The following is a 22,860-nucleotide window of genomic DNA, read 5'->3' on the forward strand; positions in this document are numbered from 1 at the left end:
GAGCGTCCATGACCGCCGACCAGATCGCCGCCTTCTGCCTGCAACTGCCCGGCGCCCGGGAAGACCTCAAGTGGGGTTCGAACCGGGTGTTCTCGGTGGCCGGCAACAAGATGTTCGCCATCCTCGACTTCGTCGACAAGGACGGCGGCCTGGCCTTCAAGGTCGGCAGCGAGCTGTTCCTCGGCTATGTCGACCGCCCCGGCATCCGTCCGGCGCCCTACCTGGCGCGCGCGCACTGGATCGTCATGGCCCGCCCCTACCCGATGAAGGCGGCGGAGTTGCGCGAGGCCCTGGTCCGTTCCCATCAGTTGGTGGTGGCGCGCCTGCCCAGGCGCCAGCGCCTCGGCCTGGTACTCGACGCATGAGTCGCGACCGTCTGTACACCTGGGCCGGCCTGTGGCGCTCGCCGTCGTCCAGCTGGGAGGCCCTGCGCCTGGAGGACGACCAGGCGGAAAGCCAGTTGCGCGCGCCGGACGAACGCAGCGGCCTGCCCTACCAATTGGACTACCGGCTGCGCTGGGACGCCGACTGGCATCTGCGTGAGGCGGTGTTCCACGTCGAAAGCGAAACCGGGGTGCGCAAGCTGCACCTGCTCGCCGATGGCCGCGGCCACTGGCAGGACGGCGACGGCGAAGCGCTACCGGCATTCGACGGTTGCCTGGACATCGATATTTGGCCAAGCCCCTTCACCAACACTTTCCCGATCCGCCGCCTGGGCCTGGCCGATGGCCAGCGCGCGGAAATCCGCGCGCTCTACATCGAGGCCCCGGCCCTGGAGCCGCGTAGCATGCGCCAGGCCTACACCCGCCTGGACGCCAGCCACTACCTCTACGAGAACCTCGAAGGCAGCGCGTTCAAAGCGGTACTGCTGGTGGACGAACAGGGCCTGGTGATCGATTACCCGGGTCTCTTCCAGCGTCTCTGAACGCGCTAGCGCCGGGCACCGCGCGTCGCCGATAGCCCGGCGAATCCGTTAGCCTGCTTTCATTCGTCATCCGCAACGGTCATCATGGCGGACCGCGACAACCCACTGCGACCGCGTTTCCCACATGTCCGTCGATATCCGCCCCACCCCGCCGGCGCAGGACAGCGCCCGGCAAAACGTCACCCTGCAGATCGTCTCGGTGGTGATGTTCACCTTCATCGGCTACCTGACCATCGGCATCCCGCTGGCGGTGCTGCCCGGCTACGTGCACGACGACCTCGGCTACGGCTCGGTGCTGGCCGGCCTGGTGATCAGCCTGCAGTACCTCGCCACCCTGCTCGCCCGACCCTACGCCGGGCGCGTCATCGACGGCCTCGGGCCGAAGCGCGCAGTGCTCTACGGCATGGCCGGCAGCGCCGCGAGCGGGCTGTTCATGCTGCTCTCGGTGGCGATCCAGGGCTGGCCGGCGCTGAGCCTGGCCAGCCTGCTGGTCGGCCGCCTGGTACTCGGCGCGGCGGAAAGCCTGGTCGGCTCGGCGGCGATCGGCTGGGGCATCGGCCGGGTCGGCGCGCCGCACACCGCCAAGGTGATTTCCTGGAACGGCATCGCCAGCTATGGCGCCATCGCCCTCGGGGCGCCGCTAGGGGTGCTGCTGGTGCACTGGCTGGGGCTGTGGAGCATGGGCGCGTCCATCGTCCTGCTCGGGGCGCTCGGCTTCGCCCTGGCCTGGCCGAAGTTGCCGGCGCCGCTGGTGCACGGCGAGCGACTGCCGTTCCACCATGTGCTCGGCCGGGTCACCCCGCACGGTATGGGCCTGGCGCTGGGGGCGATCGGCTTCGGCACCATCGCCACCTTCATCACCCTTTACTACGCCAGCCGTGGCTGGGCCAACGCAGTGCTCTGCCTGAGTGCCTTCGGCGGTTGCTTCATCGGCGCCCGGCTGTTGTTCGCCAATAGCATCAACCGGCTCGGCGGCTTCCGCGTGGCGATCATCTGCCTCGGCGTCGAAAGCCTCGGCCTGCTGTTGCTGTGGAGCGCGCCGAATCCCTGGGTCGGCCTGGCCGGCGCGGCCCTCACCGGCTTCGGCTTCTCCCTGGTGTTCCCGGCGTTCGGCGTGGAAGCGGTGAACCTGGTACCGGCTTCCAACCGTGGCGCGGCGCTGGGCGCCTACTCGCTGTTCGTCGACCTGTCGCTGGGCATCACCGGGCCGCTGGTGGGCTTCGTCGCCAACCTGTTCGGCTTCCGCTCGATGTTCCTCTTCGCCTGCCTGGCCTCGCTCGGCGGGCTGGCCCTGGCCGTCGCACTGCACCGGCGCAGCCGCCGGCCTGGCTAGGGCGTGCACCGTCCCAGGCGGCGGTACGCGTTCTAGAGCTCGCCGAGCAAGGCGCTCAGGGCCGCGCGCAGCTTGCCGGGCTTCAGCGGCTTGTTGAGCATCGGCACGCCCAGGCGGGCCAGCGCGCGGCGGCAATCGTCGCTGCGGTCGGCGGTGATCATCACCGCGGCGATCTCCGCGCCGTAGTCCTCGCGCAAGGCGCCCAGCAACTGGCAACCGGTAGCGCCGTGGTCCAGGTGGTAGTCGACCAGGATCGCATCCGGCGCGCGGCCATCGAGCGCCTTGCGCGCGCCTTCCAAGTCGGTGGCGGTAAGCACCTCGCAGCCCCACTGGCAGAGCAGCGCGGACATGCTGAAGAGAATCTCGGTCTCGTTGTCCACCACCAGCAGCAGCCGTCCCGGCAGCGGATCACCAGCCGAAACCCGCGCAATCGCCTCGCCGGGTGCTGGCCGCGCCGGCTTGCGGACCAGCGGCACCTCGATGGCGAACAGCGAGCCTCGGCCTGGAGTCGAATGCACCTCGATGCGGTAGCCGAGGATGCCGGCGATACGGTCGACGATGGCCAGCCCGAGTCCGACGCCACGGCGCTCGGAAGCGCGCCCGGCGTCCAGTTGGTTGAACTCGAGGAAGATCGCCTGCAACTGGTCGGCGGGGATGCCCCGGCCAGTGTCCCACACCTCCAGGCGTACCTTGCCGCCACGCCGGCGCGCCCCCAGCAGCACGCTGCCGCGCTCGGTGTAGCGGCAGGCGTTGCTGAGCAAGTTGCGCAGGATCCGCGACAGCAGGCGCGCGTCGGTGCGCACTGCCAGTCGCGGGATCCGCGCACGCAGGGCCAGGCCGGCGGCACGCGCGACTTCCTCGAACTCCGAGGCCAGCGGAGCGAGCAGTTCGTCGAGGGAATAGTCGTCCAGGTCCGGACGGATCGCGCTCTGGTCGAGCCGGGCGATTTCCAGCAGGTCGGTGAGCAAGGTCTCGGCACCTTCCAGGGCCAGGTGGGTGCGCTCCACCAGTTGCAGTTCGGCGGCCGGCAGGCCCCGTTCGCGCAGGGTGTCGACCAGCAGCCGCGCCGCGTTGAGCGGTTGCAGCAGGTCGTGGCTGGCGGCGGCGAGGTACTTGTCCTTGCTGTGGTTGGCGGCTTCGGCGGCGTCGCGCGCCTGGCGCAACTGGCGGTTGAGCTCTTCCAGCTCGTGGGTGCGCTCGGCTACCCGCCGCTCCAGCTCCTCGTTCATGGTCTGCAGGCGCTGCTGGGCCTGGACCCGCTCGGTGATGTCGGCGACGAAACCTTCGACCAATTCTTCCTCGTCGTGCCTGAGCAGCAGGTTCATCAATACCTCGATGTGACTGCCGTCCCTGCGCCAGAGGCGCGTCTCGTAGCCGAACAGGCCGCCGCGCTCGCGCAGCAGCGCGCGGATCCGTCGCATCTCGGCCTCGCCGCCGACGAACAGTTGCCCGGCCATGTCCTCCAGCGACCAGAGCACCTGTTGCGGATCGTCGTAGCCGAGCATCTGCGCCAGCGCCGGATTGGCGGCGCGCAGCCCCTGGCCGAGGCTGGCCTGGAAGATGCCGTGCACCGCGTGCTCGAACAGCCATTTGTAGCGGTTGCGCTCGGCCTCCAGCTCCTCCAGGCGCGCCAGCAGCTCCGGGTAGTGGCTCTTGCGCGCGGAGTGGCTGCCCAGGCCGAGTAACCCGGCCAGGGCCTCCTGCTGCTGCTCAGAGGGCCTCGCCATAGACCACCTCGACATCGCGCTGGCTCGACTCGCGCGGGTTGGTAAGGATGCACGGGTCCTGCATCGCGTGGCGCGAGAGGAAAGGAATGTCGGAGCTGCCGACCCCGTGCAGGGCGAGGCTCTCGTGGAAACCCACGGCGTGCTTGAAGGCGATCAGGTGGTCCACCAGGCGCTGGCGGACCTGCCCCTGGGTCAGACCGCGGCAATCGATGCCGAAGGTCTCGGCGATCACCTTGAAGCGTTCCGGCGCGGCGCTGTAGTTGAACGCCACCACGTGTTCGACCAGCGCCGCGTTGCACAGGCCGTGGGGCAGGTCGAGATAGCCGCCGAGGCTGTGCGACATGGCATGCACCGCGCCGAGGATGGCGTTGGAGAAGGCCAGCCCGGCCTGCATGCTCCCGAGCATGATCTTCTCGCGCAGGGCGATGTCGCCGGGATTGGCGATCATCTGTACCAGATTGCCATCGATCAGGCGCATCGCTTCCAGCGCGTGGGGATCGGTCAGCGGCCCGTGGCCGGTGGAGACGAACGCCTCGATGGCGTGTACCAGTGCATCGATGCCGGTACAGGCCGAAAGGAAGGGATCCATGGTCAACGTGGTTTCCGGGTCGATCAGCGAGACGTCAGGCACAACCGCCTTGCTCACCACGGAGAACTTCATGCGCTCGTCCTGGTTGGAAATGATCACGAACTGCGAGACGTCCGCCGAAGTCCCGGCGGTGGTCGGGATCAGGATCAGCGGCGGACTCGGCACCCGCAGCCGGTCGACGCCTTCGAACTCGAGGATGCTGCGGCCATGGGCGGCGACGATGCCGATGCCCTTGGCGCAATCCATCGGGCTGCCGCCGCCCACCGCGACGATCACGTTGCAGCCCTCGCTGCGATAGAACTCGGCGCCGAGCATCACCTCGTCGACCCGGGGGTTGGGCGAAACGTCGGTATACAGGCAGTAGTCGATGCCCTGCCCCTCCAGGCTTGCCTGGATGTCGGCGACCCAGCCGGCGGCGAGCACGCCGGGGTCGGAGACCAGCAGGACCTTGCGCGCACCGAAGGTCTTCACGTAGTTGGCGACGCTGTGCCGGCAGCCGGCGCCGAAGATGATCTCGGGCGAGACGAATTTACGCAGTTGGCTGAGGTCGTGGCTCATCTGACAGACCATTCTTATTGTTATCGGACATTGCCGGCAGCCTACTGCATTCGTCGGTTATTGCAATGCGACCTTGGCGGCCCTTTCAATCCTCCAGCAGGCCCAGGTAGAAGCGCCATTCCGCCAGCAGCGCATGGGCGCGATTGGCCGGCTGGCGGAAACCGTGGCGCTCCTGCGGATAGCGGTGGCACTCCACGCGCACGCCGCTGCGCCGCAGGCCGGCGACCATCGCCTCGGTCTGCTCCGGCACCACCACCGCGTCGAGCCCGCCCTGGAAGAACACTACCGGCGCGCGGATACGCCCGACCTGAAGCACCGGGCTGCGCACCAGGTAGCGACGGCGCTGGCGCAGCGGGTCGCCAATCAGCCAGTCGAGGTAGTCACCCTCGAACTTGTGGGTGCAACGCGCCAGTGCCAACGGATCGCTGACCCCATAGAGACTGGCGCCGCCGCGCAGGCCATCGAGGCAAGCCAGGGCGCGCAACGCGCTGTAGCCTCCGGCGCTGGCGCCACGGACGAAGACCCGGGCGCGGTCGATCCGTCCCTCCGCGTCCAGCTGCGCCAGCGCGGCCTCGATATCGCGCAACTCCAGGCGCCCCCACTGGCCGCGCAAGCGCTGCCGATAGGCGCGGCCGTAGCCGCTGCTGCCCCGGTAGTTCAGCGCCGCCACGGCGAAACCGCGCTGGGTCCAGAACTGCAGGCCGGCATCGAACGCCGGCGAATGCATCGAGGTCGGTCCGCCATGCAGCCACACCAGCAGCGGCGGTGGTCGTCGGGGATCGACGCAGCGGCGGGCATTGCGCGGCGGATAGAAGAAACCGTGGCCGTTTTCGCCGTTGCCCAGCCCATAGACGAAGGCCTGCGGATGCGACAGGTCGTCCTCCGCCAGCGGTCGCTCGCCGCCACGCAGCACCTCGACACGCAGCTCGTCGCGATGGATCGCCAGCAGCGCCGGCAGGCGCCCGGCCGCCGCCGCGATGCAGTAGAACGCCCGGGCATCCGCGGCCAGTCCGGCGAACCGGTTCCAGTCCGCGGCCAGGCGCCGCTCGCTGCCGTCCGCTTCGCGCAGGAACAGTTGCCCGCCGCCGGCCTCGACGCGACTGAGCAGCAGCCTTCCCTCTCCCTGCGGCAGGTAGCTGCAAGCGCCCAATTGCCAGGGCGCGCCAGCGTGGTCGGCATCGGCGAAGCGGCCGGCCAACGCGACCTCGGCGCAGGGACGCCACCAGCCGTCGCGGTCGCTCAGCCAGTGAAGGCGGCCGGCGGGATCGAAGCGTGGTTGCTGGATCGACTCGCCGCCTCCGGCTCCGGCCAGGCAGCGCGTACGCCCATTCTCCGCCAGGCCCAGGCGGGTCTCGGTCCAGGGCTGGTGCGGACGGTCCCATTCGATCCAGGCCAGCCGCCGCCCCTGGCCGGCGGCACGCGGCGCGGCGTAGAAATCGGCACCCTCGACCAGCACCCGGCGCGCGCCATCGGCGTCCAGGCGCACGATGCGATGCACGACCCCGGTCGGCCCATGGCTCTCTTCCACCGCCAGCAGGGCATCCCAGGCATCGACGTAGGCCAGGTCGCCGTAGCGACACTGCGCCCCGCCGCCCAGCACTTGGGCTGCGCGGCCCGCTCGCCAGCGGCGTACCTGCTGGTCGGTTTCGTCGACCCAGGCCAGCCCGTCGAGCGTCACGCAGCAGGCGCCGCCGCCGTACTCGTAGACCCGGCTGCGCACCGAGCCGTCCGGCGCGGTGGGCTCCTCCAGCACGCCGTCGCGCCACAGGTACAGGCGCGAGCGCGCGCTGGCCGGATCGAATTCCACCCAGGCCAGCCCACCATGGGCCGCCTTCAGCTCGCTGAAATCGCGCCCGGCGGCCACCGCGCGCTCGGCGCTCCAGTCGCTCGGCCAGTCGCCGTAGTCGACCATTGCCTCAGGCCTTGCAGATCAGGCGTGACGCGCGCTGGTTGCGCCAGGTCAGCGCGTCCAGGCCAAGCGGCGCCTCCTCGGCCTGGCGACGGGCCGCGAGGATCAGGTCGTGCCGTGCCGACTTGGCGCAGACCGGGTCGGTGGCGTCGGCATCGCCGGTGAGGAGGAACGCCTGGCAGCGGCAGCCGCCGTGGTCCCTCTCCTTCTCCTCGCAGGAACGGCAGGGTTCGGGCATCCAGGCGTCGCCGCGGTAACGGTTGAAGCCGAACGATTCGTACCAGATGTGGCGCAGGCTGTGCTCGCGCACGTTGGGAAACTGCACCGGCAATTGCCGCGCGCTGTGACACGGCAGCGCGGTGCCGTCGGGGGTGATGTCGAGGAATACGCTGGCCCAGCCGCCCATGCAGGCCTTCGGCCGTTCCTCGTAGTAGTCGGGGGTGACGAAGATCAGCTTGCACGGATTGCCTTCGGCGGCCAGCCGCTGGCGGTATTCGGCGGTGATCCGCTCGGCGCGCTCCAGTTGGGCGCGGGTCGGCAGCAGCCCGGCACGGTTCAGCGCGGCCCAGCCGTAGAACTGGCAAGTGGCGAGTTCGACGTAATCGGCTTCCAGCTCGATGCACAGCTGGATGATCCGCTCGATGTTGTCGATGTTGTGCCGGTGGGTGACGAAGTTGAGCACCATCGGATAGCCGTGCGCCTTCACCGCGCGGGCCATCGCCAGTTTCTGGGCGAAGGCCTTGCGTGAGCCGGCGAGCAGGTTGTTCACTTCTTCGTCGGCGGCCTGGAAGCTGATCTGCACGTGGTCCAGCCCGGCCTCGGCGAAGCGCGCCAGGCGTGCCTCGTCGAGGCCGATGCCGGAGGTGATCAGGTTGGTGTAGAAGCCCAGGCCGCGCCCTGCCTCGATCAGTTCGGCGAGGTCCTGGCGCAGCAGCGGCTCGCCGCCGGAGAAACCGAGCTGTGCGGCGCCCAGCTCGCGGGCCTGGCGGAACACCTCGATCCATTCCGCGGTACTCAGCTCGGCGCCCTCGCGGGCGAATTCCAGCGGGTTCGAGCAGTACGGGCACTGCAACGGACAGCGATAGGTCAGCTCGGCCAGCAGCCAGAGCGGCGGCCCCACGCTTTCACTGCAGCTCGATCCAGAATTGCGCATGGGCCACCTCGAGGAACGCCAGGATGTCTTCGTCTATGCCGGGGACTTCGGGGAAACGCTCGCGCAGCGCCGCGACGATGGCCGCCACGTCGCGGCGGCCATCGACCAGCTTGAGGATTTCCCCGGCGCTGTCGTTGAGCTTGACCATGCCTTCGGGGTAGAGCAGCACATGGCAGTCCTGGGCCGGTTCGAACTGGAAGCGGAAGCCCCGGCGCAGCATCGGCACGCTGTCGAGCGACGGCAGGCTCATGATGCCAGCCCCCGATGCCAGACCCGCTCGCGGGTCACCGTGTGGTACGGCGGGCGTTCGAGTTCGTAGGCCATGCTCATCGCGTCGAGCATGCTCCACAACACGTCCAGCTTGAATTGCAGGATATCCAGCATGCGTTCCTGTGCCTCGCGGGTCCGATAGTGCTCCAGGGTGATCCGCAGGCCGTGCTCGACGTCGCGCCGGGCCTGGGCCAGGCGACTGCGGAAATACTCGTAGCCGGCCGCCTCGATCCACGGATAGTGGCGCGGCCAGCTGTCCAGCCGCGACTGGTGGATCTGCGGGGCGAAGAGTTCGGTCAGCGAACTGCTCGCCGCCTCCTGCCAACTGGCGCGACGGGCGAAGTTGACGTAGGCGTCGACGGCGAAGCGCACGCCGGGCAGCACCCGCTCTTCGGAGAGCACCTGCTCGCGCTCCAGGCCCACCGCTTCCGCCAGGCGCAGCCAGGCCTCGATGCCGCCCGCCTCGCCGGGGGCGCCGTCGTGGTCGAGGATGCGCTGGATCCACTCGCGGCGGACCTCGCGGTCGGGACAGTTGGCCAGGATCGCCGCGTCCTTCAGCGGGATGTTGACCTGGTAGTAGAAACGGTTCGCCACCCAGCCCTGGATCTGTTCGCGACTGGCACGGCCCTCGTACATCGCGACATGGAACGGATGGTGGATATGGTAGTAGCGTCCCTTGTCGCGCAGCGCCCGTTCGAATTCGGCGCGATCCATGGCGGCACGGCTCATGTTGGCCCCCTACAGCTGGATGTGCATGCCATCCCAGGCCACTTCGATGCCACTGGCATCCAGTTCGGCGCGTTCGGCCGAAGCGGTGTCGAGGATGGGATTGGTGTTGTTGATGTGGATGAGCACCTTGCGCGCGGCCGGCACCTTCGCCAGCACCTCGAGCATGCCGCCCGGCCCGCTCTGCGCCAGGTGCCCCATCTGCCGGCCGAGCTTGTCGCCGACCTCGCAGACCAGCATCTCGTCATCGCGCCAGAGCGTACCGTCCACCAGCAGGCAGTCGGCGCGGCGCATCCATTCGAGCAGCGCCTCGTCCACCTCGCCGAGGCCCGGCGCATAGAACAGCGTACCGGCGCTATCGAGGTCCTCGACGAACAGGCCGATGTTGTCGCCCGGATGGGGGTCGCCGCGATGCGGGGAATACGGCGGCGCGCTACTGCGCAGGGGGATCGCGGTGAAGCGCAGGCGCGGACAGGCCGGGATGGCGAAAGGCTCGCCATCGAGGGCGATCGGCCGGTGGCGCAGGCCGCCGTTCCAGTGGGAAAGCATGGGGAACAGCGGGAAGCCTTCGCTGAGGTCCTGGTGGACCATCTGCGTGCACCAGACTTCGTGCGGGCAGCCTTCGCGCAGGCTGAGCAGGCCGGTGGTGTGGTCGATCTGGCTGTCGAGCAGGACGATCGCGCCGATCGCCGTATCGCGCGGCCGACGCGCCGGCTGGAGGGCCGGGAAGGCGGCGATCTGGGCACGGATGTCGGGCGAGGCGTTGCAGAGGATCCAGCGCTCGCCGTCGTCGGACAGGGCGATGGAGGATTGCGTGCGTGGCTGGGCCGCTACGCTGCCGTCGCGGACCCCGCGACAGTTGCGGCAGTTGCAGTTCCACTGGGGGAAGCCGCCGCCGGCGGCCGAACCGAGAATACGGATGTGCATGGGTCTGCCCCGCGGGCTGGAGGGAGGCCCCGGAAGACCGGGGCCGAACGGATCAGCGGTTGGCGAAGTAGAGGGTCACTTCGAAACCGAGACGCAGGTCGGTGAAGCTGGGCTTGGTCCACATGGGGTCGATCCTCTCTGGTGGGGCCGGGCGATTCCGGCAGGTCGAGTTAAACATCAGCGGGGCTCGCTCCGAATGAGACTTTCGAAGGAGTTTTCCCCCTGATTTGGTAGGGACTGCCTGTTCCGCCCAAGGTTCGCCGGGAGATCGCCGTTGCGCCCCCCTGGTTCGCCCTGGTGCAGGGCAGAAGCCTAGTCCATGCCGGGGCGGCGGCGAGGCGAAAAAAAAGACGCGGCCAGGGCCGCGTCGCGCCAGAACCCGCCATGGGGAAAGCCGCGTCGGGACGCGGGACGAGCGCACCCGCAGGTGCCTTGGCGGAAAGGCCGCGGGTCGGAGCGATCCGCGGCGGCTGAGGACCGCTCAGAAGAAGCCCAGCGGGTTGATGTCGTAGCTCACCAGCAGGTTCTTGGTCTGCTGGTAGTGGTCGAGCATCATCTTGTGCGTCTCGCGACCGACGCCGGACTTCTTGTAGCCGCCAAACGCGGCGTGGGCCGGGTACAGGTGGTAGCAGTTGGTCCACACGCGACCGGCCTTGATCCCGCGGCCCATGCGGTAGGCGCGGTTGATGTCGCGGGTCCAGAGGCCGGCGCCGAGGCCGTACTCGGTGTCGTTGGCGATGGCCAGGGCCTCGGCTTCGTCCTTGAAGGTGGTGACGCCGACCACCGGGCCGAAGATTTCCTCCTGGAACACGCGCATGCCGTTGTGCCCCTTGAGCAGGGTCGGCTGGATGTAGTAGCCGCTGGCCAGGTTGCCTTCGAGCTTCTCGACGCTGCCGCCGGCGAGCAGCTCGGCGCCTTCCTGCTGGGCGATGTCGAGGTAGGAGAGGATCTTCTCGTACTGCTGCTGGGAAGCCTGGGCGCCGACCATGGTCTCGGTGTCCAGCGGGTCGCCGCGCTTGATCGCCCTGACCTTTTTCAGCACCTCCTCCATGAACGCCGGGTAGATCGACTCTTGGACCAGCGCGCGGGACGGGCAGGTGCACACCTCGCCCTGGTTGAAGAAGGCCAGCACCAGGCCCTCGGCGGCCTTCTCGATGAACGCCGGCTCGGCCTGCATGATGTCTTCGAAATAGATGTTCGGGCTCTTGCCGCCCAGCTCGACGGTGGAGGGAATGATGTTCTCCGCCGCGCACTTGAGGATGTGCGAGCCGACCGGGGTGGAACCGGTGAAGGCGATCTTGGCGATGCGCTTGCTGGTGGCCAGGGCCTCGCCGGCCTCCCTGCCGAAGCCCTGGACGACGTTGAGCACGCCCGGCGGCAGCAGGTCGCCGATGAGTTCCAGCAGCACGCAGATGCCCAGCGGGGTCTGCTCGGCCGGCTTGAGCACCACGCAGTTGCCGGCGGCCAGCGCCGGGGCCAGCTTCCAGGCGGCCATCAGCAGCGGGAAGTTCCACGGGATGATCTGCCCGACCACGCCCAGCGGCTCATGGATGTGGTAGGCCACGGTGCTGTCGTTGATCTCGGCAGCGGAGCCTTCCTGGGCGCGGATGCAGCCGGCGAAGTAGCGGAAGTGGTCGGCGGCCAGGGGGATGTCGGCGTTGAGGGTCTCGCGCACGGCCTTGCCGTTGTCCCAGGTCTCGGTGACGGCGAGCAGTTCCAGGTTCTGCTCGATGCGGTCGGCGATCTTCAGCAGGATGTTCGAGCGCTCCTGCACCGAGGTGCGGCCCCAGGCGTCGGCGGCGGCGTGGGCGGCGTCGAGGGCCTTGTCGATGTCCTCGGCGGTGGAACGGGGGAACTCGGCGATCGGCTGGCCGTTCACCGGCGAGGTGTTGGTGAAGTACTGGCCCTTGACCGGAGGCACGAACTCGCCGCCGATGTAGTTGCCGTAGCGAGGCTTGAAGGTGACGACGGCACCGGGGGTTCCGGGCGCTGCGTAGATCATGGCGAAGCTCTCCTGTGTGGTCGTTCCGCCGTGGCGCGGCGGACTCGTGCAAGGGCGCCGCGGTCGGCGGCGAAGGGTCGGGCGCGTCACTCGTCGACGTGCACGCTTTCCAGATAGCTGCGGATCGCCCAGAGGCCTTCCTGGCTGATGAAGTCGGCCATCTTCGGCATGTACACCGCGCCATCGCGCACCGCGCCGTTGATGACCCGCTCCTTGAACCATTCGTCGCCCTCGGCGCCGGTCTCCAGCAGGCGCAGGTCCGGGGCGATGCCGCCGGACTTGGCTTCCAGGCCGTGGCAGCGCGCGCAGTTCTGGTTGTAGGCGGAGGCGCCGATCTCGACGGCGAGGTCGTGCTTGGCGTAGGGCTTGCGGTAGGGGTTGGTGTCGCGCCATTCCTTGCCCAGCGGCTCGAGTCCCTTGGTGTCCACTGCCTGGGGGGTCACATCGCCGTGGGCCAGCGCCAGGCTCGAGAGGCTGAGACCGGCCAGCACCAGCAGGCCGCGCAAGGCGTTGTTCTTGTTCATCACTTCATTCCTCCGGGGAGACAGGACAAGGCACGGGCGCCAAACGGCGCTCATCGCCATCCTAGGAAGCTCCGCCGCGCGCCCGAATCCTGCTTTGGGCGTCCTCGCCTACTCCCTTCGGAGTAGAGCCTCGGAAGGCCTTACGCGGGGCTTTGGCAGCAAGTCCAAGTCATGCCCCGTCCGGGAAGTCTTCCCGGACGAATCGGGCGATCTTCCGTTCCCGTCGGCGCGCCCCGCTTCCACCATGAAGCCGCCGCGGCCCGAGCAGCGGCCTGCCGTTTCTCGACCCTCACTCCAAACGGGAACCCGATCATGACAACAAGAACCTCACCCGCCCCTGCCGGCCTCCTGCACCCGAGCCTGCACTGCCTCGCCTTCGCCGTCGCCCTGGGCAGCGCTGGCGCCGCGCTGGCCAAGGATGTGACCTGGGAGGACATCGCCAACGACGACAAGACCACCGGCGACGTGCTGCAGTACGGCATGGGCACCCACGCCCAGCGCTGGAGCCCGCTCAAGCAGGTCAACGCCGACAACGTGTTCAAGCTGACCCCGGCCTGGTCGTACTCCTTCGGCGACGAGAAACAGCGCGGCCAGGAGTCCCAGGCCATCGTCAGCGACGGCGTGATCTACGTGACCGCATCCTACTCGCGGCTGTTCGCCCTCGACGCGAAGACCGGCAAGCGCCTGTGGACCTACAACCACCGCCTGCCCGACGACATCCGCCCGTGCTGCGACGTGGTCAACCGCGGCGCCGCGATCTATGGCGACAAGGTGTTCTTCGGCACCCTCGACGCCTCGGTGGTGGCGCTGAACAAGAACACCGGCAAGGTGGTGTGGAAGAAGAAGTTCGCCGATCACGGCGCCGGCTACACCATGACTGGCGCGCCGACCATCGTGAAGGACGGCAAGACCGGCAAGGTCCTGCTGATCCACGGCAGTTCGGGCGACGAGTTCGGCGTGGTCGGCCGCCTGTTCGCCCGCGATCCGGATACCGGCGAGGAAATCTGGATGCGTCCCTTCGTCGAAGGCCACATGGGCCGCCTGAACGGCAAGGACAGCACGGTGACCGGCGACGTCAAGGCGCCCTCCTGGCCGGACGATCGCAACTCGCCGACCGGCAAGGTCGAGTCGTGGAGCCACGGCGGCGGCGCTCCCTGGCAGAGCGCCAGCTTCGACGCCGAGACCAACACCATCATCGTCGGCGCCGGCAACCCCGGCCCGTGGAACACCTGGGCGCGCACCGCCAAGGGCGGCAACCCGCACGACTACGACAGCCTCTACACCTCCGGCCAGGTCGGGGTGGACCCGAGCAGCGGCGAGGTGAAGTGGTTCTACCAGCACACCCCCAACGACGCCTGGGACTTCTCCGGCAACAACGAACTGGTGCTGTTCGACTACAAGGCCAAGGACGGCAAGATCGTCAAGGCCACCGCCCACGCCGACCGCAACGGCTTCTTCTATGTGGTCGACCGCAGCAACGGCAAGTTGCAGAACGCCTTCCCCTTCGTCGACAACATCACCTGGGCCAGCCACATCGACCTGAAGACCGGCCGCCCGGTGGAGCGCGAGGGCCAGCGCCCGCCGCTGCCGGAACCGGGGCAGAAGCATGGCAAGGCGGTGGAAGTATCGCCGCCGTTCCTCGGCGGCAAGAACTGGAACCCGATGGCCTACAGCCAGGACACCGGCCTGTTCTACGTGCCGGCCAACCACTGGAAGGAAGACTACTGGACCGAGGAGGTCAGCTATACGAAGGGCAGCGCCTACCTTGGCATGGGCTTCCGGATCAAGCGCATGTACGACGACCACGTCGGCAGCCTGCGCGCCATGGACCCGGTCAGCGGCAAGGTGGTCTGGGAACACAAGGAACACCTGCCGCTCTGGGCCGGGGTGCTGGCCACCGCCGGCAACCTGGTGTTCACCGGCACCGGCGACGGCTACTTCAAGGCCTTCGACGCGAAGAGCGGCAAGGAGCTGTGGAAATTCCAGACCGGCAGCGGCATCGTCTCGCCACCGATCACCTGGGAACAGGACGGCGAGCAGTACCTCGGCGTGACCGTCGGCTACGGCGGCGCCGTGCCGCTGTGGGGCGGCGACATGGCCGACCTGACCCGGCCGGTGGCCCAGGGCGGTTCCTTCTGGGTATTCAAGCTGCCCAGCTGGGACAACCGCACCGCCAGCCGCTGATCCCCGCGCCGCGCCCTGCGAGGCGCGGCTTTCCCCGCCTGCGGAGTATCCCGATGAAGACCTTCCTCCTCTGCGCCGCCCTGCTCGGCGCCGGCCTGGCCCAGGCCGCCGACGACATCGACGACGTCCGCGTCATCGCCGGCTGCCGCCTGGAGCCCGGCGCGCGCTGCGCCAAGGCCGACTTGCGCGGCGCCGACCTGCGCAACCTCGACCTCGGCCGCATCGACCTGGCCGGCGCCGATCTCTCCGGCGCCGACCTGCGTCACGCCAGGCTCGACCTGGCCAACCTGGAAAAAGCCAACCTGCGTGGTGCCGACCTCACCCGCGCCAGCCTGCAGCAAGCCAACCTGCGCGGCGCCGACCTCTCCGGCGCCAGGGCGGTGGCGATCCAGGCCTGGGGCCTGTTCGCCCAGGGCGCCCAGTGGCAAGGCGCCGACCTCACCGCCGCCTACCTGGAGTTCGCCCGTCTCAGCGGCGGCCGCCTGCACCAGGCCACGCTGCGCGCCGCCGACCTGGAGATGACCTGGCTGTCCCGCGCCGATCTCAAGGGCGCCGACCTGCGCGACGCCAACCTGCAGGAAGTCAAGCTGGCCGAGGCCAACCTGGAAGATGCCGACCTGCGCGGCAGCAAGGTGCGCTTCGGCAACTTCCAGGGCAGCAACATGCAGGGTTGCAAGGATTGCCCCGCGGGCTGGCAGTGAAGCGCCGGACAGCAGCGACGGCCCCCTAGCCGAGGCTGCCGCGAGCCTCCTCGGCGAGCGGCAGCGGCAGGCCCAGCCGCAGCACGCCGCTGTCGATGGCCCGGTGCACCAGTTCCGCCTGGGTACTCACCTGCAACTTCTGCTTGAGCAGGCTGACATGGTTGGACACGGTCTTGGCGCTTACCCCCAGGTGCTCGGCCACCTCGCGCAGGGCCAGGCCACGTGCGAGCAGGCGGAAGATCTCGAACTCGCGACGGGTCAGCCCGCGCAACGCTGCCCCGCCCTGCTCTTCCCACGACTGGCAGGCCAGGCGCGTGGCCAGGGGCTGCTCCAGATAGAGCTGGCCGGCGAGCACTCGCCGTATCGCCTCCAGCAGCACCGTCGGCGCCGCTCGCTTGGTCACGTAGCCGCGGGCACCGGCATCCAGCGCCTGGCGCACCAGGGCCAGTTCGTCGTGGAGGCTGAAGAACAGCACACGCAACTGCGGCAGGCGCTGGCGCAGCCGGCGAGTCAGTTCCAGGCCGCTGATGCCCGGCAGGCCGAGATCGACGATTACCAGCGAAGGAATTTCCCGCTGCACCGCCTGCAAGGCTTCTTCGCCGTCGCCGGCCTCGTTCACCTCCACGTCGGGGAGCAGCCCGCGCAACAGCGCGGCCAGCCCTTCGCGGACCACGAAATGATCGTCCACCAGCAGGATCTTCATCGTCCTCTCCTCTCAGTCGTCGCGTTCCAGCGGCATCCGCAGGCGCAACGCCAGGCCCTGTCCGGGACGGCTGCGCAGGCTCAGTTCAGCGCCCAGGCAGCGCGCGCGCTGGCGCATCGAGTCCAGGCCGAAGCCGGGTGCCGGGTCCGCCGCGCAGCCGCGACCGTCGTCGCGTACGCTCAGGTAGAGAAAGCCGCCACGGCATTGCAGGCGGATCCGCACGCGGCTGGCGCCGGCATGCCGGGCGACGTTGTTCAGCGCCTCCTGCAACAGGCGGTAGAGATGGGTCCCGGCCGCCGCATCCAGGGGCGGCAGCGGACCGCCCAGGCGCAGCTCGCAGGCGATGCCCTGGCCTTCCTGCCAGTCCGCCACGCAGGCGCGCAGCGCCTCGTCCAGCGACTGGCGTTGCAGGGCCGGCGGCGGTAGACCGCGCAGCAGCGCGCGGAAGCTGTCGTCCAGCCCCTGGCAGTAGCGCTCCAGGCGTGCCAGCGCCGGCTGCCCGTCGCCTGCCGTGCAGCGCAGCAATAACAGTTGGGTGCGGATGCCCGTCAGGTACTGGCCGATATCGTCATGCACCGCCTGGGCCAGCAAGCGCCGCTCGCGCTCCTGCACGGCGAGCAGCCAGCGGTACTCCGCCGGGCCGGCGGGTCGCAGGTCATCCATGGCGTGGCTCAGGGGGCGATCCGACAGGCCTGTCCGACGGCGCAGGCGGCAGGTCTTTCCTGGCCGAGGTGGCGGGAATAGAGGAAATCGAACCCGAGCAGGCTGAGGATCAGCAGGATGGGCAACACCAGGGTGACGGCGATGCGCATGGCGGCGACTCCTGTCCATTGTCGTTGTCGAGACATGCTAGGACGCGCGGAGCCACGGCGTGCTACTACCTTGGTACTGCCGGGCCGCTACTTTTGCGCGGCCACCCGCCTCCAGCCGCCCTTGCGGGCGCCGCCGATGCAGCAGGAGCGCTGCGCAAGCGCCTGGTCCTGCTACTTTGGTACTGGTTCACCCCTCCGGACGTCGAATTTCCAAAGCAGCGCGCCTGCCCTGTAATGACGCATACAAGAAGAAACGACGAGAAGCCGCCATGCCCCGCCTTGCCTTGCCCCGCGTAGCGCCCGACTACCCTGCGGCGGTCCCGCCGCAGTACCGAGTTCGCCTTCTCCGCCTACCCGGCTGCCGACCGTCCGCGACGCGTCCCCGGCAGCGCGCGGCGGAACGCCCGCCCGCTGGGCTATCGCGCCCACGACTGCTACCGTGAGCGCATTCGCATCCGCCCGCGTGCCCCGAGCCGCCACCAGCCGCCCATAACGACAATAACGAGGTGCAGGCCATGTACAAGATCCTGATCGCCGACGACCACCCGCTGTTCCGCGAGGCCATCCACAATGTCATCGCCGACGGATTCCCCGGCAGCGAAGTGATGGAAACCGCCGACCTCGACAGCGCCCTGGGCCTGACCCAGGAACACGACGACCTCGACCTGATCCTGCTCGACCTGAACATGCCCGGCATGCACGGCCTCAACGGCCTGATGAACCTGCGCAACGAGGCCCCGACCATTCCCGTGGTTATCGTCTCCGCCGAGCAGGACAAGCAGGTGGTGCTACAGGCCATCACCTACGGCGCGGTGGGCTTCATCACCAAGTCCTCGCCACGCGCGCAGATGACCGAAGCCATCGAGCAGATCCTCAACGGCAACGTCTACCTGCCCTCGGACGTGATCCGCACCCAGAAGAGTTCGCCGCGACGCAGCGGCCACGAAGAACACGGCATCTCCCCGGAACTGCTCCAGGCCCTGACCCGCAAGCAGCTGCTGGTGCTGGAGCGGATGACCAAGGGCGAGTCGAACAAGCAGATCGCCTACAACCTGGACATCGCCGAGACCACGGTGAAGGCGCACGTCTCGGCGATCCTGCGCAAGCTCAAGGTACACAACCGGGTCCAGGCGATCCTCAGCGCCGGCGACATCGACTTCGCCGCCTACCTGCGCCGCTGAGACCCGCCGATGCCCGACCGCCGTACCCTGCTGCTCACTGTCCTGGCGATGCTGGCCTTCGCCGGCAATTCGCTGCTCTGCCGCGCGGCGCTGAAGGACACCGCCATCGACGCGGTCAGTTTCACCGCCCTGCGTCTCTTCTCCGGCGCCCTCATGCTCGCCGTCCTGCTGCATCTGCGCCGGCGCCCGGCCACGCCCGCGCGCGGCGGCTGGCGCGGGGCGGCGGCGCTGTTCGTCTACGCGGCCGCGTTCTCCTACGCCTACGTGCAGCTGGACGCCGGCACCGGCGCGCTGCTGCTATTCGGCGCGGTACAGGTCACCCTGCTGCTGGCCGGCCTGCTGCGCGGCGAACGGGTGGGCGGACAGGCGCTGCTCGGTTTCCTGCTGGCCCTGGGCGGCCTGCTGTTCCTGTTGCTCCCCGGAGCCAGCGCGCCGCCGCTGGGCGGTGCCCTGCTGATGCTCCTGTCCGGCCTCGCCTGGGGTCTCTATACCCTGCTCGGCCGCGGCGGCGGCGATCCGCTGGCGGTCAGCGCGGGCAACTTCCTGCGTGCCCTTGCCTTCGCCGCCCTGCTGCTCCTGGCATTCCACGGGCAGTTGCGGCTGGACGGCGCCGGGCTGGCCTATGCCCTGCTTTCCGGCGCCCTCGCCTCCGGCCTCGGCTACGCCGTCTGGTACAGCGCACTGCCGGGGCTGACGGCGATCCAGGGCGCCTCGGTGCAGCTCAGCGTGCCGGTACTCGCCGCCCTCTGCGGCGCCCTGCTGCTCGGCGAGCCGCTCGCCCCGCGATTGCCGCCGGCGACCCTGGCGGTGCTCGGCGGGATCGCCCTGATCCTCGCCCCGCGCCTGGGCCGCGCGGCGCGCGAAGGCGCCTGAATCAGACCGAGGCTTCGCGCTCCAGCAAGTGGCAGAGCGCGGTCTTCAGCTTCATCGGCCGCACCGGCTTGTGCATCAGGGTATGGCCAAGCTCGCGGACCTGCTGCTTGAGCTCGTTGCTGTAGTTGGCGGTGATCATCAGCGCCGGCAGCGGCGAGCCGCGCCGGGCGTTGATCGCGGCGACCGCGTCGACGCCGTTGCGCTGGTCGTCGAGGTGATAGTCGACGATCAGCAGGTCGGCCTCGGCATGGTAGTTGTCGACCTGTCGCGCCAGGTCTTCCTCCGACAGCGCCGTCACTACCCGGCAGCCCCAGGCTTCGAGCAACGTGCGCATGCCTGCGCAGATCGCCGCATCGTTGTCCAGCACCCACACCCGCGAACCACGCAGGCGCTCGCGCAGGTCGTCCGCGCTGGCCAGCGGCTCGGCGCGACTGCGCGGGGCATGGCGGGCCAGCGGTACCTCGATGGCGAAGCATGAGCCCTTGCCCGGCAGCGAGCCGACCCGGACCCGGTGGCCGAGCATGCGGGCGATCTTGTCGACGATCGCCAATCCCAGGCCGAGCCCGCGGTCTTGGTGACAACGCTGTGACTCGCCGCGCTTGAATTCCTGGAAAATCTCGCCGAGCTTGTCGGCGGCGATGCCCACCCCGGTGTCCCAGACCTCGATCGACAGGCGCTGCCGATGCCGGCGGCAACCCAGCAGCACGCGCCCTCGCGGGGTATAGCGGATGGCGTTGGAAAGCAGGTTGCGGAGGATTCGCGCGAGCAGTTGCTGGTCGCTGCGGACCAGCGCCCCGCAGGCCACGAAGTCCAGGCGTAGCCCTTCGCTGGCGGCTACCTGGCGGTACTCCGCGGCCAGGTTGCCGAGCAGTTCGCCAAGCTCGAACGGGGCGATGTCCGGGGTGATCACGCCGGCGTCCAGCTTGGAAATGTCCACCAGGGTGCCGAGCAGGTTCTCCACGTCCTCCAGCGAATGGCTGATGTTGTTCACCAGCGCCTCGTTGTCCCGCGCCGCGCTGCCGCGCTCCTGCAAGGCGCTGGTGAACAGCCGCGCGGCGTTCAGCGGTTGCAGCAGGTCGTGGCTGACCGCCGCGAGGAACTTGGTCTTCGACAGGTTGGCCTGTTCCGCCTCGCGCTTGGCCTCGCGCAGGCGCGCCTCGACCTGGCTGCGCTCGTGGATCTCGCGCTTGAACTGGTCGTTGAGGGTGGTCAGCTCGGCGGTCCGCTCGCGCACCCGCTGTTCGAGGTTCTGGTAGGCCTGGTGCAGCGCCTCGGCGGTCCGCCGGCGCTCGGTGATATCCCGAATCAGCACGAACAGCCCGGCGACCCGGCCGTCGGCCTGGCGGTTCGGCACGTAGGAGCGCTGCATGTAGCGCTCCTCGCCGGACAACGCGGTCTCGGCGATCTCGAAGGTCACGCTTTCGCCGGCCAGGGCCCGCTCGAAGTACGGCTCCAGGCGCCGGCAGTGCTCGGCGCCATGCACGTCGCGCAGGCAGCGGCCGAGCATCGAGCCGCTGGGCCAGCGGTACCACTCCTCGTAGACCTTGTTGGTGAATTCGTAGACCAGTTCGTCGCTGAGATAGGCGATCAGCGCCGGCACCTGGTCGGTGATCAGGCGGATCCAGCGCTCGCTGGCGCGCAACGCCTCGGCGTGGCGATAGCGTTCGGTGATGTCGGTGAAGGTGTTGACGAAGCCGCCGGTGGGCAGCGCATGGGTACGGATCTCCAGCACCCGGCCATCGAACAGGCGCTGCTCGCGGGCGCTCAGCGGACTCCCCTGGGAGTCCTGGCTGCGCGGCGTGAGCAACGGCAATTCGCTCTCCGCCATCACTTCGGCGAAGGCCCGGTGCCCGGCGATCGGGGCCAGCCCGCAGAGCTCCAGGAAGCGCCGGTTCCACAACTCCAGCACGCCGTCGGCACCGACCATCGCCACGCCCTGGGAGAGATTGTCCACCGCCCGCTGCAACAGGTGCGACTTCTGCGCCAGCGCCTGCTCGCGGCGCGCGGTCTCGCTGAGCTTGATCTCGGTGACGTCGCTGTAGAGCACCGCCAGCCCGCCGTCGCGGGTCGGTCGCTCGCTCATCCGCAGCCAGCGCTCGTCGCGCAGGCGGTACAGGGTCTGCTGGTCGCCGCCGCGCTGCTCCTCGACGATCAGCCCGCCGCTACGCGCCAGTCGGTGCAGTTCGGCGCGACGCATGCCAGGACCGATCCGCGCCCGGCTGTCGATCCACAGCGCGCGGAAGCGCTCGTTGAACAACACGATGCGTTGCTGCGGATCGAACAGGACGAAGGCGTCGGAGATGCTTTCGATAGCGTCGAGCAGATGCTGGTGGGCGGTCTCGGCACGCAGGCGAGCGTCGCTGAGCAACTGGTTGCTGGCCTTCAGTTCGAGCATCGTCTGGCTCAGCGCGTCGGTGCGCTCGCGGACCTGCTCGGCCAGCACCACGGAATACTGGAAGGCGCCGTAGGCCTCGTCGCTCTGCGCGGCGCTCGACTCGATGCGTCCGATCAGCGCCTGGTTGATCCGCTGCAACTTGTGCCGCTCTTCTTCGAGGGCGACGACCCGCGCCTGCAGCTCAGCGACGGACACCTCCGCGGGGTCGGCCAATGGCGACCCCGGTGAAGGTCTGGTTGATATGCATGCCATTGAATTGCTCTCCGTAGGTGTTGAAGCCGATCACCTGCTGGCTGCGGAGAAACGCGGCGGTAGCTTGCGTGTCACCGCCGACCTCCAGCTCCAGGCGCCGCAGGAAGCAGTCGCAACCGATGGTCAGCAACGGCGGTCCGAGGCGCTCGTGGAGGCGGCGGAACTGCGCCTCCAGGTTGGGCAACAGCGGACCGGTGCTCATCGCGGTGAGAACGATGCCGTTCTCCACCGCACAGTAGAACGTCAGGCTCAGGTCCTCGTTGGCCTGCTGGATCGAGCGCACGTAATAGCGTTCGTCGACCCGCACCGCCAGCGGATGCGCAGAGAACAGGGCGAAATCCAGCGCCTGCGGTGGCACCCCGACCAGCCGGGCGTATTCCAGCGCCGCCGGCTCGGCGTTGAGTTCGTGGACCCGCCGGCTGCCGCTGTCGGCGCGGGTCACCACCAACTTTTCGGCGCGCGGCACCACGTGATGGGTGGTGAAGACCTCGAAGTCCAGCCAGGTGTTGACCAGCACCACCACTGCCGCCCCAGTATGGAACTGGCCCTGGTGGTAGACATGGGTGTGGGTCAGGTGCCGGTCGTCGCCGGCCGAGCCACCGAAGTGCGGGATCGCGCCGAGCGCCGCGCCAAGCGCGGCGAGCACCACCTCTTCGCGGCTGGACAGGCCGTCGAGCAAGGTCAGGGCGAAGCTGTGGTCCTTGATCGGCGCCAGGCCGCCGCGGCGACAGCCGGCCACCAGGGTCTCGACCATCTGCTGCGCGTCCAGCAGGCTGAAGCGCTCCATTTCGTCGATCAGCGCGCTGCTGATGGCGAAGCTGCGCACGTCGAAGCCCACCGCGCTGACGCAGCCGCGTCCGTAGCCCGCCGGAGTGATCTCGCCGGCTGTGGTGCAGCCGACCAGGTCGATGCCGCCGAAGTAGCGTTCGAGCATCTCGGCAAGGGCCGGCAGGTCGTATTCCGCGGAACAGAAGAACAGCACGAAGCCCAGGTGCGGATGGATAAGCTGGCGCGCCAGGTCCTGGGCCACCACTTCGACGTCGCGCGCGCTGGACATGCCCCTGCAGACCCCTTCCCCCTGCCCTTCGTACATGCCCGCTCCCCCGTCGTTCCGCC

General features: G+C 68.9%; 22 protein-coding genes. 7 read left to right on the plus strand and 15 right to left on the minus strand.

Annotated elements, in window-relative coordinates:
- Positions 1–8 precede the first annotated feature (8 nt).
- From ACM0M4_RS16405 to ACM0M4_RS16415, 3 genes are all read left to right on the plus strand, one after another.
- Positions 9–365 carry an MmcQ/YjbR family DNA-binding protein gene (locus tag ACM0M4_RS16405; RefSeq protein WP_003100422.1) on the plus strand — a complete coding sequence of 119 codons (357 nt, stop codon included), beginning with the start codon at positions 9–11 and terminating at the stop codon, positions 363–365.
- On the plus strand, positions 362–925 hold the full coding sequence (locus ACM0M4_RS16410; protein ID WP_003088555.1) for a putative glycolipid-binding domain-containing protein: 564 nt from the start codon (positions 362–364) through the stop codon (positions 923–925). The genes ACM0M4_RS16405 and ACM0M4_RS16410 overlap by 4 nt, the downstream gene beginning before the upstream one ends.
- 124 nt (positions 926–1,049) lie before the next feature.
- Positions 1,050–2,258: an MFS transporter gene (locus tag ACM0M4_RS16415; protein WP_003450410.1), complete on the plus strand. Its 1,209-nt coding sequence runs from the start codon at positions 1,050–1,052 to the stop codon at positions 2,256–2,258.
- Between the two features lie 32 nt (positions 2,259–2,290).
- Here ACM0M4_RS16415 and ACM0M4_RS16420 read toward each other — a convergent pair whose 3' ends face one another.
- From ACM0M4_RS16420 to pedF, 10 genes are all read right to left on the minus strand, one after another.
- The gene (locus ACM0M4_RS16420; protein ID WP_221345403.1) at positions 2,291–3,985 is read right to left on the minus strand and encodes a hybrid sensor histidine kinase/response regulator; all 1,695 of its coding nucleotides are present in this window, start codon (positions 3,983–3,985) and stop codon (positions 2,291–2,293) included.
- Positions 3,969–5,132, minus strand: a complete 1,164-nt coding sequence (gene ercA, locus ACM0M4_RS16425) for an alcohol dehydrogenase-like regulatory protein ErcA (protein WP_003088548.1) — start codon at positions 5,130–5,132, stop codon at positions 3,969–3,971. The genes ACM0M4_RS16420 and ercA overlap by 17 nt, the downstream gene beginning before the upstream one ends.
- Before the next feature lie 85 nt (positions 5,133–5,217).
- Positions 5,218–7,044, minus strand: coding sequence for an alpha/beta hydrolase family protein (locus tag ACM0M4_RS16430; RefSeq protein ID WP_016561816.1), 1,827 nt, complete (start codon positions 7,042–7,044; stop codon positions 5,218–5,220).
- A gap of 4 nt (positions 7,045–7,048) precedes the next feature.
- Positions 7,049–8,194, minus strand: coding sequence for a pyrroloquinoline quinone biosynthesis protein PqqE (pqqE, locus tag ACM0M4_RS16435; protein WP_003119136.1), 1,146 nt, complete (start codon positions 8,192–8,194; stop codon positions 7,049–7,051).
- On the minus strand, positions 8,166–8,444 hold the full coding sequence (pqqD, locus tag ACM0M4_RS16440) for a pyrroloquinoline quinone biosynthesis peptide chaperone PqqD (protein WP_003088542.1): 279 nt from the start codon (positions 8,442–8,444) through the stop codon (positions 8,166–8,168). Before pqqD ends, pqqE begins: the two co-directional genes overlap by 29 nt.
- Positions 8,441–9,193 carry a pyrroloquinoline-quinone synthase PqqC gene (pqqC, locus tag ACM0M4_RS16445; protein WP_003111679.1) on the minus strand — a complete coding sequence of 251 codons (753 nt, stop codon included), beginning with the start codon at positions 9,191–9,193 and terminating at the stop codon, positions 8,441–8,443. Before pqqC ends, pqqD begins: the two co-directional genes overlap by 4 nt.
- Positions 9,194–9,202: 9 nt before the next feature.
- The gene (pqqB, locus tag ACM0M4_RS16450; RefSeq protein WP_003106464.1) at positions 9,203–10,117 is read right to left on the minus strand and encodes a pyrroloquinoline quinone biosynthesis protein PqqB; all 915 of its coding nucleotides are present in this window, start codon (positions 10,115–10,117) and stop codon (positions 9,203–9,205) included.
- Between the two features lie 52 nt (positions 10,118–10,169).
- A complete protein-coding gene (gene pqqA / locus ACM0M4_RS16455) occupies positions 10,170–10,241 on the minus strand; it encodes a pyrroloquinoline quinone precursor peptide PqqA (protein WP_003106462.1) in 72 nt (23 codons plus the stop codon).
- Between the two features lie 357 nt (positions 10,242–10,598).
- Entirely contained in the window at positions 10,599–12,119 is a 1,521-nt protein-coding gene (exaC, locus tag ACM0M4_RS16460; RefSeq protein WP_003117412.1) for an acetaldehyde dehydrogenase ExaC, read from the minus strand.
- Positions 12,120–12,205: 86 nt separating this feature from the next.
- A complete protein-coding gene (pedF, locus tag ACM0M4_RS16465) occupies positions 12,206–12,643 on the minus strand; it encodes a cytochrome c-550 PedF (RefSeq protein ID WP_003107652.1) in 438 nt (145 codons plus the stop codon).
- A gap of 312 nt (positions 12,644–12,955) precedes the next feature.
- On the opposite strand from pedF, the gene exaA reads away from it, so the two are divergent.
- Positions 12,956–14,827, plus strand: coding sequence for a quinoprotein ethanol dehydrogenase (gene exaA / locus ACM0M4_RS16470; RefSeq protein ID WP_023087554.1), 1,872 nt, complete (start codon positions 12,956–12,958; stop codon positions 14,825–14,827).
- 53 nt (positions 14,828–14,880) lie between these two features.
- Entirely contained in the window at positions 14,881–15,528 is a 648-nt protein-coding gene (locus tag ACM0M4_RS16475; RefSeq protein ID WP_003088520.1) for a pentapeptide repeat-containing protein, read from the plus strand.
- Positions 15,529–15,553: 25 nt separating this feature from the next.
- Here ACM0M4_RS16475 and ACM0M4_RS16480 read toward each other — a convergent pair whose 3' ends face one another.
- From ACM0M4_RS16480 to ACM0M4_RS16490, 3 genes are read right to left on the minus strand one after another with little or no spacing between them, the layout of a single operon-like run.
- Positions 15,554–16,231, minus strand: coding sequence for a response regulator transcription factor (locus ACM0M4_RS16480; protein WP_003124732.1), 678 nt, complete (start codon positions 16,229–16,231; stop codon positions 15,554–15,556).
- A 12-nt stretch (positions 16,232–16,243) separates the two neighbouring features.
- Positions 16,244–16,894, minus strand: a complete 651-nt coding sequence (locus ACM0M4_RS16485) for a sensor histidine kinase (RefSeq protein WP_003107757.1) — start codon at positions 16,892–16,894, stop codon at positions 16,244–16,246.
- An 8-nt stretch (positions 16,895–16,902) separates the two neighbouring features.
- Positions 16,903–17,043 (minus strand): hypothetical protein, encoded by a 141-nt coding sequence (locus ACM0M4_RS16490; protein WP_003088510.1) that lies wholly within the window; start codon positions 17,041–17,043, stop codon positions 16,903–16,905.
- Positions 17,044–17,558: 515 nt separating this feature from the next.
- Here ACM0M4_RS16490 and agmR point away from each other — a divergent pair.
- Complete coding sequence (gene agmR / locus ACM0M4_RS16495) at positions 17,559–18,224, plus strand: response regulator AgmR (RefSeq protein WP_003107754.1); 666 nt, start codon at positions 17,559–17,561, stop codon at positions 18,222–18,224.
- A 9-nt stretch (positions 18,225–18,233) separates the two neighbouring features.
- On the plus strand, positions 18,234–19,097 hold the full coding sequence (locus tag ACM0M4_RS16500) for a DMT family transporter (RefSeq protein WP_034017829.1): 864 nt from the start codon (positions 18,234–18,236) through the stop codon (positions 19,095–19,097).
- A 1-nt stretch (position 19,098) separates the two neighbouring features.
- Here ACM0M4_RS16500 and nahK read toward each other — a convergent pair whose 3' ends face one another.
- Both nahK and nosP read right to left on the minus strand, forming a co-directional pair.
- The gene (gene nahK / locus ACM0M4_RS16505) at positions 19,099–21,744 is read right to left on the minus strand and encodes a hybrid sensor histidine kinase/response regulator NahK/ErcS' (RefSeq protein WP_003119141.1); all 2,646 of its coding nucleotides are present in this window, start codon (positions 21,742–21,744) and stop codon (positions 19,099–19,101) included.
- The gene (gene nosP, locus ACM0M4_RS16510) at positions 21,674–22,837 is read right to left on the minus strand and encodes a nitric oxide-sensing protein NosP (RefSeq protein WP_010794091.1); all 1,164 of its coding nucleotides are present in this window, start codon (positions 22,835–22,837) and stop codon (positions 21,674–21,676) included. Before nosP ends, nahK begins: the two co-directional genes overlap by 71 nt.
- Between the last annotated feature and the right edge of the window lie 23 nt (positions 22,838–22,860).

The sequence above is a fragment of the Pseudomonas sp. 18-147 genome, assembly GCF_051048045.1.
GTDB classification, from domain to species: Bacteria; Pseudomonadota; Gammaproteobacteria; order Pseudomonadales; family Pseudomonadaceae; genus Pseudomonas; species Pseudomonas aeruginosa.